This window comes from Nostoc linckia z4, assembly GCF_002608075.1.
Taxonomy (GTDB): Bacteria; Cyanobacteriota; Cyanobacteriia; order Cyanobacteriales; family Nostocaceae; genus Nostoc; species Nostoc linckia.
Window position 1 is genome coordinate 16313 of the sequence record NZ_LAHA01000001.1, and the last position, 13107, is coordinate 29419.

The 13107-nt window shown below is 42.4% G+C and carries 12 protein-coding genes and 1 pseudogene; 6 read left to right on the top strand and 7 right to left on the bottom strand.

Annotation, left to right across the window (positions count from 1 at the left end; translation table 11 throughout):
• Positions 1-102 precede the first annotated feature (102 nt).
• Both VF06_RS00075 and VF06_RS00080 read left to right on the top strand, forming a co-directional pair.
• Positions 103-1848 (top strand): DUF3685 domain-containing protein, encoded by a 1746-nt coding sequence (locus VF06_RS00075; RefSeq protein WP_099070866.1) that lies wholly within the window; start codon positions 103-105, stop codon positions 1846-1848.
• 97 nt (positions 1849-1945) lie between these two features.
• A complete protein-coding gene (locus VF06_RS00080; RefSeq protein WP_099070865.1) occupies positions 1946-2662 on the top strand; it encodes a diacylglycerol/polyprenol kinase family protein in 717 nt (238 codons plus the stop codon).
• Positions 2663-2978: 316 nt separating this feature from the next.
• Here VF06_RS00080 and VF06_RS00085 read toward each other — a convergent pair whose 3' ends face one another.
• The 3 genes from VF06_RS00085 to hbs form a co-directional block, all read right to left on the bottom strand.
• Complete coding sequence (locus VF06_RS00085) at positions 2979-4433, bottom strand: dihydrolipoyl dehydrogenase family protein (RefSeq protein WP_099070864.1); 1455 nt, start codon at positions 4431-4433, stop codon at positions 2979-2981.
• A 165-nt stretch (positions 4434-4598) separates the two neighbouring features.
• On the bottom strand, positions 4599-5696 hold the full coding sequence (gene cobD, locus VF06_RS00090) for a threonine-phosphate decarboxylase CobD (protein ID WP_099070863.1): 1098 nt from the start codon (positions 5694-5696) through the stop codon (positions 4599-4601).
• Between the two features lie 26 nt (positions 5697-5722).
• Positions 5723-6007, bottom strand: a complete 285-nt coding sequence (hbs, locus tag VF06_RS00095; protein ID WP_015111786.1) for a non-specific DNA-binding protein Hbs — start codon at positions 6005-6007, stop codon at positions 5723-5725.
• 295 nt (positions 6008-6302) lie between these two features.
• On the opposite strand from hbs, the gene VF06_RS42270 reads away from it, so the two are divergent.
• Positions 6303-6428: a hypothetical protein gene (locus VF06_RS42270; RefSeq protein ID WP_257208105.1), complete on the top strand. Its 126-nt coding sequence runs from the start codon at positions 6303-6305 to the stop codon at positions 6426-6428.
• Positions 6429-6482: 54 nt separating this feature from the next.
• Here VF06_RS42270 and VF06_RS40050 read toward each other — a convergent pair whose 3' ends face one another.
• Together VF06_RS40050 and bioU are read right to left on the bottom strand one after the other, a co-directional pair.
• Complete coding sequence (locus VF06_RS40050) at positions 6483-6632, bottom strand: hypothetical protein (RefSeq protein WP_180267414.1); 150 nt, start codon at positions 6630-6632, stop codon at positions 6483-6485.
• 27 nt (positions 6633-6659) lie between these two features.
• Positions 6660-7664, bottom strand: coding sequence for a (S)-8-amino-7-oxononanoate synthase BioU (bioU, locus tag VF06_RS00100; RefSeq protein ID WP_099070862.1), 1005 nt, complete (start codon positions 7662-7664; stop codon positions 6660-6662).
• Positions 7665-8547: 883 nt separating this feature from the next.
• Here bioU and VF06_RS00105 point away from each other — a divergent pair.
• Complete coding sequence (locus tag VF06_RS00105) at positions 8548-8751, top strand: type II toxin-antitoxin system HicB family antitoxin (RefSeq protein WP_099070861.1); 204 nt, start codon at positions 8548-8550, stop codon at positions 8749-8751.
• A 79-nt stretch (positions 8752-8830) separates the two neighbouring features.
• Here VF06_RS00105 and tnpA read toward each other — a convergent pair whose 3' ends face one another.
• Positions 8831-9238 (bottom strand): IS200/IS605 family transposase, encoded by a 408-nt coding sequence (gene tnpA, locus VF06_RS00110; protein WP_099070878.1) that lies wholly within the window; start codon positions 9236-9238, stop codon positions 8831-8833.
• 152 nt (positions 9239-9390) lie between these two features.
• Between tnpA and VF06_RS00115 the strand changes: the two genes are divergently transcribed.
• Together VF06_RS00115 and VF06_RS00120 are read left to right on the top strand one after the other, a co-directional pair.
• Positions 9391-10602, top strand: a complete 1212-nt coding sequence (locus tag VF06_RS00115; RefSeq protein ID WP_099076541.1) for an RNA-guided endonuclease InsQ/TnpB family protein — start codon at positions 9391-9393, stop codon at positions 10600-10602.
• A gap of 42 nt (positions 10603-10644) precedes the next feature.
• A pseudogene (locus VF06_RS00120) lies at positions 10645-10818 on the top strand (type II toxin-antitoxin system HicA family toxin); the annotation flags it as partial.
• Between the two features lie 99 nt (positions 10819-10917).
• Here the strand turns inward: VF06_RS00120 and VF06_RS00125 are convergent.
• Positions 10918-12966 carry an elongation factor G gene (locus VF06_RS00125; RefSeq protein ID WP_099071428.1) on the bottom strand — a complete coding sequence of 683 codons (2049 nt, stop codon included), beginning with the start codon at positions 12964-12966 and terminating at the stop codon, positions 10918-10920.
• Positions 12967-13107: the final 141 nt, after the last annotated feature.

Sequence of the window (13107 nt, forward strand, 5' to 3'; positions counted from 1 at the left end):
TATTCAGTTTGCGAAAACAAGTCACAATGGGTAAGGCAAAGTTTTGTATCAAAACTGTTTTTTAATTTAGTAAAAAACAGTACTTGTATAAATGAGCAGATTATGAGCGATCGCCCTTTAAAATTACTGCTAATAGACCAAGACCCGATTTTTCGTTTGGGATTACGGGTAGCTCTAGAAGCAATTCCTGACCTGCAAATTACAGCAGTGGTAGAAAGTTATACGGCTGCTTTGCAGATTTTGACAGAAATTGCCGAACAAGACCCCAACCAAGTGAATTTGGTAGTTTTGGAATTAGGCAACGGTCGCTCTAACACCAGTCAACAGCTAGGATTGCAATTCTGTAGGCAATTGAGAGCCTTGTACCCCAACTTGCCTATTTTCCTCCTCAGTTCTATTCCAGAGCCAGGATTACTATTAGCTGCCAAATCTATCGGTGTAAATGGCTACTCTCCCAAGGGTACGCCTGTTTCAGAACTAGTCATTACCATGCAACAAGTTGCAGCTGGTGGCTTTTACTGGTTTGACCAAACCCAAACTCCGAATTCTTCTACAGACGCGATTAATCGCGTCTCTACACATTCACCACTTCCTCTTTTCAAACTACGAAATAATTTACGTTTGTCAGGAATTGATTACATTAACGCCACCTTAGCGAGAGTAACAGCACAATTACAAGTACCTGGAATACCAGTATTAGATCGGGCAATTCTGGCTGGACAGCGACGAGAACTACTAGCTGCTCGTTGGTTGCTCAATCGATTGCTGGTTTCCGCACAAGAAAGGCAACAAGACAAAATTATTCCGATCGCCGATCGGCCCCCTGTCACTCCTCCATTGAGCGGTGGTATTCAACAAACTCAAATACCACCACCTCTGCTCACCACAGCAGCGTTACAATCTGCTTTATTTGCATCATGTATTACTAAACTTCAATTTCCTTTAGAAAATGTTACAGATACTACTTTAGAAATTGACATTCTGCGGGAACAAAAAAAGCGGGAATTACTTTATTTAATTCTGCAAAAACTGGCTCAACAATTAGATGAATTGCGGACTTCTGAAATTGAGATAAATCAATTATCAGCAGTCAAAAGTACCTTAATTCGCGATTTATGGCAAGCAGCAGTAACAGATTTTTTTGGTAAATTTTCTTTAATTAAATTAGGCAATAACAATATAGAAATTGTCAGTTTTCTACTGCAAAATACTCAAGTTGTGGAAAGAGAAATTCTGAATAAAATTCCCTTGGTTTTTGAATTGTATAGCTATCTGCTATTTCAGACAGAAATATATATTAATAACGCAGCCTATCCAGCAGTCAGCCAGGAAGCAAAAACCCAAGCATCAATGATTTTGGAAAATTTTTTGATTCAGCTAGCAAATGGAGTTTTGCAACCATTACTCAATACTTTAGCAGACGTAGAAATGATTAAGCAAAACTTTTATAGTAGTCGATTAATTTCCACAAGGGAAATTGAAAGATTTAGGAATGAATTGTCATGGAAATATCGTTATAATAATTATGTTAATGAAGCCCAAGCAATTTTTGAAAGTCGCTACGAAATGTTTGTAATTGCTCCTCGTGGTATTGCCAAAACTTCAATTTATGCTCCTCGCAACGATGAATTAGCAAAACTTTCCAATATTCCTTTATTCGTCACACTGATTTTAGAATTTAGTGACGCGATCGCACCGCGTTTAAAATCACTATTAGCCTTTTTAGGTAGCGGAATAGTCTTCATTTTGACCCAAATCATAGGCCGTGGTTTAGGTTTAATCGGTCGTGGTATTCTCCAAGGTATTGGTAGCGTTTCGTTAATAGAAAAGAACTTTAAACGTAAATAGCGATGGGTGAGTGGGGAGACAAGGGAGATGGGGAGGTGGGGAGAATATAATTCCCCAGTCAACAGTCAACACTCTAATGACCAATGACTAATGACCAATGACAAACAACGATATTATCGGGTTAGTAATTTCTTACGTATACGCCACTAGTTTACTCGTGATTGGCGAGGGACTACGTAGGGTGTTTGGTGTTAAACCGGATTTGACTCGTAAGGTAATTCATGTTGGTGCGGGAATGTGGGTTTTCGGTGTCCTGCTGCTGTTTAATCGCTGGGAAATCGGAATTATTCCTTTTGCTACGTTTATCGCGCTGAATTACCTGTTTTACCGCTACCGGGTTATTGGCGCAATGGATACCGAAGATAGTTCGCCTGGTACAGTTTATTTTGCTATTTCCGTGACATTACTTTTTAGCTTACTGTGGCGACCAAGTGGCCCTGTAGATAACGTTCCAATTGCTGTAGCTGGTATTATGGCTATGACTTGGGGTGATGCACTAGCGGCATTAATTGGGAGGCGCTTCGGGGAGCATAAGTACCAAGTAGGTAATTCTGTGCGTTCTTGGGAAGGTTCCGCAGTGATGTTTGTAGCGAGTACAGTGGCAATTTTTTTGGTGCTGTTGCTGCTTCCTGGTTCTTTTCTTAGCCCCCTAGCAATTCCTTTGACTTTGGGATGGGCTTTATTGACAGCTATAGTAACTGCTACTTTTGCAACTTTGGCTGAAGCAGTTTCACCCCACGGTACAGATAACCTCAGCGTACCATTGGTAGCGGCAGCAGTAGTTTGGGTAATAATGCAGGTGTTATGGCGATGAAGGAGATGTAGCTTTAGCTTCTCTTTGGGAGACGCTAGCACGAACCCGCAGGGTAGGAGACAAGGCAATACGGTTCGGTTAAAGGGAAAAGGGGAAAGGGGAAAGGTTTCAAATACATCCTTTATCCCTTACCCCTCAACCTTTTCCCAGACCACAAGAAAAGTTCATACTGCTTATCACAACCGTATTGGTAGACAAGGTAGCAGGGGAGCAGGGGATATGAGTTTTTCTCCTCTGCCCCATACCCAATGCCCACTTGCCCTGAGCGAAGCCGTTCGCGTAGCGTCTCGCAGAGAAGGGATACCCCATGCCCAATTCACAAATTCCAATTGCGGCGAAAATGGAAGAAGCCTTCGAGAAACTCTTGCAAAGGGATGTTAGTATTTAACTTTTGTTTACTCCACTCTGTAACAATTTGTTCCACAATCTCAGAGAAACTGAGATAGAGGGGAGAGAAATTAACTAAATTTTTGATTTTAATTTTTTCAGACATTGCCAAAGCAATCAAATTAATTAATTCTCCGGCTTCTGCACCTAATATTGAAGCACCTAAAATTTCGCCATTGCGTAGGACAATTAATTTACATATACCTGTGGTTTCATCTCGGAGTTGAGCTGCTGCCACTTTTTTAAAATATTGTCGTAAAACTAAAAATTCATCTCTACGAAATTGACGTTGTGCCTGTGCTTCAGTTAAACCCACTTGCGCCATCACGGGCACTGAAAATATTGCCCAAGGAATGCAGCGATAATTGACTTTTAATCTAGGAAAAAATAGCGCATTTTTGAGAGCAATTTTCGCTTCATAATTAGCGATATTTGCAAAGTCATAACCACCAATGACATCACCACAAGCGTAAATGCGGTGGTTAGTGGTTTGTAGTTTCTCATTCACCACTAAACGGCGTCCATGCCATTTCACTCCTACCGTAGCCAAATTTAGAGATTCAAGATTTGGCTGTTGTCCAGTCGCCACTAAAATTTCATCAGTTTCAATGGCTTTATCTCCTGCCTGAAGCCATTTTTTATCATCAATACGCCTAACTTGAGTCACTGGTTTTTTGGTGAGGACGCGCACACCTCCAACTTCCAACTGTGCTTGCAACAGTATGGCGATTTCTGGGTCGATATCAGGTAAAACAAAGGAATGCTTAACTACCAGCGTCACATCACAGCCAAACCACGCTAAAGTTTGGGCAATTTCAATACTTTGGGGAACCCCGCCAATAATTACCCAATTTTTAGGTAAAGGCGCTTTATTTAAAGATTGCCAAATATTAGCTAGCGTCAGGTAACCTGTAGGTTCTAATCCTTCAATTTCCGGAACTTCTGGGCGGGAACCATTAGCCAGTAAATATGTGCGTGCGCGTAACAAGCGATTGTTAACAACAAAAGCCAACTCAGCTGAGGAATGAAATTGCCCAGCACCAACGATGATATCGACTCCCTGCGCCGCCAGGATGGCGGGAGAATATTGTTCTTCAAGATTTGAGGTAACGGCTTGAGCATAAAGCATCGCTTCGTGCCATGCCAGAGATATGTGGCACTCTTGTGAGGTGTCAGTGTGTGTGGCATGAATACCAAAGCCAACAGCATTACGCAATTTTTGTGTTAGTTTCGCAATTTCCCTCAAAGCATAATGATGAATAAACCCATAGTCTACTTCGGGTTGCACCAAGGCAACGGTGGCACGTAGTTGGCTAGCAGCAAGGGCAGCCTGGTATCCAGCAAGACTGCCACCAATAATTACGACATCGTAATCAATAGTCATTTTTTATTTGGGCATGGGGCATGGGGTATGGGGCATAGGGCATGGGGTATGGGGAAAGGGAAAGGGGTAAGGGGAAAGGGGGAAAAGGGGAAAGATTAAATTTATTCCTTTTCCCTTTAACCGGTTGGTGAGCTTGTCGAACCATTAACCTTTTCCCCTGCGTCCCTAGTCCCCAGTCCCCACTCCCCACTCACTCAGCGCTGTGAGTAGGCGTTGGTTATCAAAATCTTCGCGTACAGCAACCCGGAAAAAGCGATCGCCTAGTTCTTTAAAGCTAAGGCAATCGCGGATTAAAATCTGATGGTGCTTGAGTAATTCTTGCTGTAACTGCAAAGTGGATTTTTGAGACTCAACCAGTAAAAAGTTAACAGCACTTGCTTGGGGTTGCAATCCAGAAATTTTAGCTAAACCCTGAAAAAGTTGTTTTCGTGCGGGTGGTAGCCATGTCCAGGTTTGCTGTTGAAACTCTCGATCCTGGAGTGCCGCAATTGCCGCCGCTACTGCTAGCGTGTTTACAGGCCAGGGGTCGCGCCATTGTTGCCACTTGGACAGGCTGTCGGGGTGAGCAATGGCATATCCCAATCGCAGTCCTGGGAGACTGTAAAATTTTGTCAGCGATCGCAATATTACTAAATTCGCATATTCTTGCACCACTGGAATTAAGCTTTGTTCTTCATTGGGCGGCACAAAATCCATAAATGCTTCATCCACCACTACCAAGGCAAATTGCTCTAGGTAGGGCAAAATTGAGTCCCGCGAAAATAACTTGCCTGTTGGGTTATGGGGGTTGTTCAGCAACAGTCCTTTGTCTTTGGTCTTTTGTCCATTGTCAAGAAATAATGACTCTTGACTGATGACCGATGACTCTTGACCGATGACTAATGACAAAGGACACTCCAGCACTTTAGCTTTGTACGCTGCTAAGGTTCGATAGTAGTCGCCAAAGGCTGGAGTTATTAAAAGTGTTGCCGCCAATTGAGCTAATTCTCTACCTATTAAAGTAAGTAATTCTGCTGAGCCATTACCCGGCAGAATCCACTCATACGGCAATTGATGGAAGTGACTGAGAGCTAGTCTCAGTTCACTATAGTTTGGGTCTGGATAGTGCTTAATATCACCAAATGCAGACGCGATCGCAGCGATCGCGCTGTTTGGTGGCCCCAAAGGGCTGATGCTAGCAGAAAAATCCAGAATAGCATCAGGGGGACAGCCAGCCAGTGCTGCTGCCCAGGCTAAATTTCCCCCGTGTGCTGGTTGCCGCATCAAAAAAAGGTTTCCTGAAACAAACCCTATGATTTTGGGGGTGCTACCCTTTCTCTAAATAGCTTCCCTGCTGAGAAGGCAGGCACCTTCGTCGCCGGAATTTCCATTTTTTCATTTGTTTTCGGGTTGCGACCTTCACGAGCTTTACGTTCCCGTGATTCAAAAGAACCGAATCCCACCAGCGTTACTTTATCGCCAGAGGAAACCGCCTCAATAATCGTTTCCAGTGCGGCTGTTAAAACGGCATCGGCTTGTTTCTTGGTAACACTAGCCTTTTCAGCTACGGCATCAACTAATTCACCTTTGTTCATGTCAAACTCCTAAGTTTACTTGAGATTTTTATACTGATGTACATTGATACATCTATACAGAAATCTCTGTTGTCAGAAATACAAAAATCATCCTTTGGGAGTATTTTTACTCAAAACGGCTGTACATCCCATCGGCTCGACTTTTCAATGAATCATTCTAAGGTGTTGTAGCCTGATGTGGATAGATGAAACCATTAATTTATATAGATTTCAGGATTTTTTGTAGTTTTAGGGTACTTGTTACACTAAAAACTAGCCCAAAAGTAGGAAAAAATACCTAGTGAAAACCCTAGTTATGGCAGGAACAAGAGGTAGGGAGATGGCGGGGTGGGGAAGTGGAAAGATGGGGAGAGAAGTTAAAGGGGAAGCTTACAACCTAGACGTTGAGCGGCTTGCTGTAGGCATCTCAACTTCTCTTTAAGGAGACCGTGGTACAACTTGCTTTGAGTATTGCTTCACTTTCTCGTAGGCTTTGTTAAGCATCTGGAAATGTGGCTGTGACAATCTGCCGGAGATTACGATTTATAAACTTCAGCAAATTAAAATTCACAAACAATTCTTCAGTGACTTCCAAGTAAAAAAATATTCCATAGAAGACTGTTAACTGTTGACGGTTTGCAGTCAACAGTCAACCGTCAACAATCAACATTTATTACTTGACAAATTGGGGCATAATTTCCGCAGCGGTAAATATTCCATAAATGCCGCGTTGTTGCAATTGTCTACCAGCTTTGAGATAGCCGAAAGCAGGGCCGCAGACATTGGCTGCCATGCTGGTTTCATCTCCCAAAGTAAAGGTATGGGTGGAGATTTTACCTTCAAAGGTGCGTCCTGTTACCTTAACGTTGGTGCTGAGGGGCTTTTTAGGATTGCGAGTATCGACTACACCACCAACAGTAACGCGATCGCGTCCCACGATTCCCGCTACTTCTAACATCACATCATCGGCGTGTTCCATGTTCTCCAAGGTCAGCACGCCATTAGTTTTATCTAACAGTGCTTCCACCTCTGCATCAGTCATTGCCCTAGCAGTTTCCACTGTATAACCAGGCATGTGTCCGATGTCTTCGCGGACAGTGGCGCGGTAAGCTTCCCAGTTGGCAATTCCCACACCAAAGGTAATTTCTACTTTATGAATTTCGGCATAGCTTTGGGCGGCTAGGGCGGCGGCGGCGGTTAACAGTCCAGGAGTAGCACCGCATCCTGTCATGTAAGTAATTCCCGCAGCTTGGAGTTCATCTTTCATCGCCAGTAATTGTTCTACTGCACTAGTGCGCTTAATAGCATCCACTAGTACACCCCGCCAACCAGATTCGATAAACTGCTTGGCAACAGAGGGAATAAAATCATTTGGCAGATTAGGTAAAGCCAAAAAATACCCATCTACAGGCTGACTACTAGCGATTAAATCTTGAATGCTGTTATTGCTTAATGTGCCAACAGGCTCTAGATAACCTAACGAACCTTGAGATTGATACGTAGCGATACATTCTTGAGTATTTAAACCTTCTGCGGCGTAAGCATAACCTTTTTGATCTGCTGCTGCGACTAAAATCATTTCGCGTTTGCCAGCAAGTACCTTGGCGGCGGCTTGTCCAAGTCCACCGAAACCTAGAACTCCTGTGCGGATTGTTTTGTTTGCTTGTTCTGTATTCATAGTCAATTTGTTGAGTTGAGTTAACAGCTTTCAGTATTTACCGTGTTGGCTGATGGCTACTGGTTCTTTTTCAACCGGGAACCAGTACTCAGTAATGTTACCTCCCCAAGCAACGCATCCTCTGTAAATGCAAGGCTTTTCAACCTCATACCCCTATTTCCTTGCACTTTTTTCTCTGATGATACCCTGAAAAGTTTGAAACATAAGGATTTTATCGTTATTCAACAAGCCCTAATTATTTTCAACAGGACTTACGCAATAACTACGATTTTACGTTATCACAAGCGTACTCCTACGGAGATTTAATTTCGTCTCTTAACCACTGCCTAAATGCTCGATCTGTATAGGCAGGCAAGAGGTAATAGGCAATAGGCAACAGGGTTATAAAAAAGTAAAGTGTACGGAATTTTATTCAAAAATCAAATAGTATTGCTATATATGAATCCTATTTGATTTGTGAAAAATTTCAGTATTGGTCGTTGACTGTTGACCGTTGACTGTCAACAGCAGCAAGATTTTACAAATGATTTAGAACTACTATATTTAGTATTTCTGTTATATACAGGACTTACGCAAAGGTCACGGAAGAACGAACCACAAAGAACACATTCGCGCAGCGTCTCGTCAGAGAAGGACACGAAGAAAGAGGGTTTGAGAGAGTTTTTGCGTAAGTCCTAATATAGAAGGGCATTATTAAGTTACATTGAGTTGGAAAAATAAATTGAATAAATAAAATTACAAATTAATCAATTAAGATTAAATAATAATTAATAATTTTAGCTTGAGTTGCTCAACTTGGAAATTCCGAAAAATATGCAATGCAGCTTGGCTTGTAAATCTAGTTACGCTAAGATTTACAACACGAGAATGCAACAGATTTATTATGAAAATTAAGGCGGTTATCTGGCAAGAAGATGGTGTTTGGTGTGCATCTGTACCAGCTTTACCAGGATGTCACACTTGGGGAGAAAGCTACGAACATCTATTAGAAATGCTTAAAGATGCAATCCAGGGTTGGCTTGAAGTTGCTAGCCAGCAGGAAGAACTTGAACCGGATAAACAGCTGATTGAACTATCTCTATCTTAATGGAGCTTTCTTGACTCCCGTTACAGCAAAGCTTAACGGGATGATGAATTGCGACCAATATAAAATTGAGCGCAGCGAATCATTGTTTTGGTTGTTGTTGGTTCTCGACGTAATTCTTTAATTGCTCAACTGTGACACCACCACAACTAGCCACAAAGTACGCACCAGTCCAAAAATAAGGCTTGTTGTAAAAGTATTTTTTAGCCAACCAGGGGAACTCTTTGCGGATTAATCTACTGCTCACTGTCTTGATATTTCCAATCAGTGTTGAGAGTGGTTTGTCTGGTTTGTAATCAATTAATAAGTGTACATGGTCTGGTTCGCCATTAAATTCCAGTAATTCACAGTCCCACTTTTTGAGGGTATCTGTGATTATTTCTTTTAACCTGTTTAGTATTTCTGCATTAATAGCCTTTCTGCGGTACTTCACAACTAGAAGGATATGAGCGTTAAGCCTGTAAACAGACCTGAAACCATGATTGTACATGTATTGACAAGACATAGCGGTAAGTAGTAGATTAACACGGCAGTTGTTCATGGGGAGCCACTGCGTTGCGGGGGTTCCCCCCGTTGTAGCAAGTGGCGTGGAAACCCCCTGTTCTGCACACTGCCTCACGATAGTTTCTCAAAATCTTATTGATGTTAGATGTATTGAAGGTCAGAATTTACCCCAACAAAGAACAGGAGATGTCCTTGGCTAAAAGCTTTGGATGTTCCCGCTTTGTTTGGAATTTCTACCTCAATAAAACTAATGCTCAATACGAAGAAACGGGTAAAGGCATGACTTACTGCCAAATGGCTAAAGACCTTACCCAGCTGAAGAAACTGGCTGATTATGAATGGTTACAAGAACCAACTGCTGCTGTTCTACAACAATCACTCAAGAATCTAGAAACTGCGTTTAAAAACTTCTTTGTAAAACGTAGTGGATTCCCTAAGTTCAAGAGTAAACATTCCAAGCAATCAATTCGATTCCCTGAGAGTTGTTCAATTAAAGATGATGGACTAAAGCTACCTAAGCTTGGTATTGTTAAAGCGAGTCTTTCAAAGAATGTTAATGGTAAGATTAAATCTGTAAGTGTTTCTAAAACAAGTACAGATAAATATTTTGCTGCAATCTTATTTGAAACCGGAGATTTAACAAACAACAAGCAAGGGAAGATATCAGGAATTGATTTAGGGTTAACCAGTTTAATAACTGTCTTTGATGGTGAAACCTGTTATAAAGTTGACCCAATTAAGCCTACTAGGGAATATGCTAAACGGTTGAGAATTAGGCAAAAAGCTTTATCTCGTAAAGCTAAAGGGTCTAACAATAGACGTTCATCTGTTAAAGTAGTCGCCAAAGTTCACGAAAAAATATCACATACTCGACAAGATTTTCTCCATAAACTCTCACGAAAGTTAGTTGATGATAACCAAGTCATAGTAACTGARAACCTTTGTATTCAAGGATTAGCACGTACTAAGCTTGCCTTATCAATACATGACGCTGGATTTGGTATGTTGCTTAATTTCATCAGCTACAAACTAGAGAGAGAGGGAGGTAAATTTGTTCAAGTTGACAGATTCTTTCCTAGTTCAAAGCTTTGTTCATGTTGTKGTCATAAAAATGATTTACTGAATTTGAGTATCCGTGAGTGGATCTGTTCAAGTTGCCAAACAACCCACGACAGAGATGAAAATGCCTCGCGGAACTTAAGAGCAGAAGGGATAAGAATACTGTCAACAAATACTGTGGGACACACAGAAATTCAAGCTTGTGGAGAAGCAGTAAGACTCGTTGGTACTTGTACCAAAAAGCGTGTTTCTGAGAAGCAAGAATCTCCCGCTACACCGCTTTGCGGTTAGCGGGGGAGTGTCAAGAAATCAGTTTCTGGTAAAGGCTTATGTAAAATTGTTGAACGGTATGGCTGGAATCTGAAACGGATTACTGGCAGTCACCATATTTATGCAAAGGAAGGTGTTATTCTCTCTATTCCTGTTCATGGTAATCGTGATTTACCGATTGGAACACTTAAAGGACTGCTTAAAGATGCAGGTCTTAGCGAAGAAGACATAGACTAACAACGATTGATTGAAAATTACTTAATTAGCCCGAAATTTTTAGTTTCGGGCTATGGTTGATTTTAGATGAATTAAAAATCCAAAATCTAAAATCTAAAATTACTTGCCGTTGCCGTTATTACCATTGCCATTGGTAGCTAGGACGCGTTCGGCGAGTTTATCGGGAACTTCTTGCAAATGGTCATAGACCCAGTGGAAGGAACCAACGCCTAAGGTGAGCGATCGCAACTCTACAATAAAATTCTGCATCTCTGCTTGTGGCAAGTATGCAACTACTTTATCCCAGCCTTGCCAATCGCTTCTGCCTTCGTAGCCTAAGATTTGTCCCCGTCTCCCACTGAGTAGTTGCAACACTTTGGAGGTGAATTCGCTTGGTGTTGTCACTTCTACATGCAAAATTGGTTCTAATAGCGTGGGTTGTGCTTGGGGTATGCCTGTTTGCATAGCTAAGCGGGCGGCTTGTTTAAAGGCTTGTTCGGAACTATCCACGGTGTGGTAGGAACCGTTGGTTAAAGTTACCGCTACATCCACTACAGGGAAGCCCAGAGGCCCGTGTGCCAGAAATTCCCGCACGCCCATTTCTACGCCAGGGATGTACTGTCTCGGAACGACACCACCGACGATGGTTTCATTAAAGTTAAATCCTTCGCCCCGTGGTAGGGGTTTGATTTCTAGGAAAACATCACCAAATTGACCGTGACCGCCACTTTGATGTTTGTACCGTCCGTGAACTGAAGCCACCGTTTTGCGGATGGTTTCTTTGTAAGGAACTTGCGGTAAGTGGGTTGTCATGGGCAAGTTATATTTGCGGCGCAGTCTATCCAAGGCGACTTGCAAATGAATTTCGCCTTGACCCCAAAGGATTACTTCGTGGGTGTCGCCGTGTTGTTCCCAAGCCAGGGAACAGTCTTCTTCTAAGAGTTTAGTAATGGCTGCACTGAGTTTAACTTCATCGTTGCGCTTTTCGGGTGTAATGGCGAGGGCATACACAGGTTCCAACTGTTCAGCTTTGGGTAATTGCATTGCTGAAGGTTGTTCTGTGGAAATTGTATCCCCGGTCTTGATTCCTTCTAAGCGACTCAAGGCAACAATTTCACCAGCAGCAACTTCGTTCACTAATTGCTGTTGTTGTCCCATGAGGCGATAAATTCCACCGGTGCGAACGCCATTGAGGACAACACCATCGGTTAATTTACCCCGCCAAACGCGCACCAGAGAAAGTTTGCCACCTTGGGGAGTGTAGAAAGTTTTGAGTACCTGCGCGATGGGAGTATCGCCTTTGATATTTTTTAAGCGGCGTTCTGCTGCGGTTTCTGGTTCGGGGGCTTCCCGTAACAAAGCTTCTATTAAAGGTCTAACACCATAATCTTGTTCTGCCACACCAAAGAAAACCGGGACTACTAAATCTGCCCCTAATTCCATTTTTAAATCTTTGAGGATTTCTTCTTGGGGTGGTTCGATATCTTCTAACAGTTCTTCGAGTAAGTGGTCGTCAAAGTTTGCTAGGGCTTCGAGCATTTGGGCCCGTGCGATATGTTCTTCTTCTTTTAAATTTTCGGGGAAGGGGATGGGGTCAGCGGGTGCGCCGGGATGATATTGATATGCTTGTTCGCTCACCATGTCGATGAAGCCGGTGAGTTGTTCCCCTTGCATGATGGGATATTGATGCGCTACTAGGGGACGGCTGGATACTGCTTTCAGGGCGTTTAATGTTTCTAAAACATGGATATTTGCCCGATCCATTTTGTTGACGAAAACTATGTGGGGAATTTCCCAATCGTCAAGGAATTTAAATAAAGGGGCGAGGGTGAGGACTCGATCGCGTATCGGTTCGCAAACTACAATTGCGGCATCAACTCCGATTAAAGCATTGTATGTTTCTTGGGCAAATTCTACACTTCCGGGACAATCAACAAAAGTGAAGCGAGTACCGTTATACTCAGTGCTAGCAGCGCTGACTTCTACACTCATGTGGCGATCGCGGGACTCGGCAGCACTATCTCCTACTGTGTTGCTGTCTTTAACATTTCCTTTGCGAGAAATCGCCCCTGTAACAAATAACAAACTTTCTAGTAAAGTTGTTTTTCCACTTAAATAAGGCCCAACAATTGCAACATTCCGCGAACCCGATTTTACTTTTTCGTTCATAAAACCTCCCTTGCGGTAATTCATTACCAACCGCATTACGCTATCTTTATCAGGGATAAAAAATGGTTTTCTGGAGTCAATCGATTTTGGATTTTAAATTTTAGACTTCGACTCCGCTCAGTCGAACGATTTTGCATTTAC

Bases quoted from the DNA above. Each gene is read 5' to 3' on its own strand.
- hbs (WP_015111786.1), bottom strand. From the start codon at position 6,007: ATGAACAAAGGTGAATTAGTTGATGCCGTAGCTGAAAAGGCTAGTGTT.
- VF06_RS00085 (WP_099070864.1), bottom strand. From the start codon at position 4,433: ATGACTATTGATTACGATGTCGTAATTATTGGTGGCAGTCTTGCTGGA.
- VF06_RS00075 (WP_099070866.1), top strand. From the start codon at position 103: ATGAGCGATCGCCCTTTAAAATTACTGCTAATAGACCAAGACCCGATT.
- VF06_RS42270 (WP_257208105.1), top strand. From the start codon at position 6,303: ATGGCAGGAACAAGAGGTAGGGAGATGGCGGGGTGGGGAAGTGGAAAG.
- cobD (WP_099070863.1), bottom strand. From the start codon at position 5,696: ATGCGGCAACCAGCACACGGGGGAAATTTAGCCTGGGCAGCAGCACTG.
- bioU (WP_099070862.1), bottom strand. From the start codon at position 7,664: ATGAATACAGAACAAGCAAACAAAACAATCCGCACAGGAGTTCTAGGT.
- VF06_RS00105 (WP_099070861.1), top strand. From the start codon at position 8,548: ATGAAAATTAAGGCGGTTATCTGGCAAGAAGATGGTGTTTGGTGTGCA.
- VF06_RS00125 (WP_099071428.1), bottom strand. From the start codon at position 12,966: ATGAACGAAAAAGTAAAATCGGGTTCGCGGAATGTTGCAATTGTTGGG.
- tnpA (WP_099070878.1), bottom strand. From the start codon at position 9,238: ATGTACAATCATGGTTTCAGGTCTGTTTACAGGCTTAACGCTCATATC.
- VF06_RS00080 (WP_099070865.1), top strand. From the start codon at position 1,946: ATGACAAACAACGATATTATCGGGTTAGTAATTTCTTACGTATACGCC.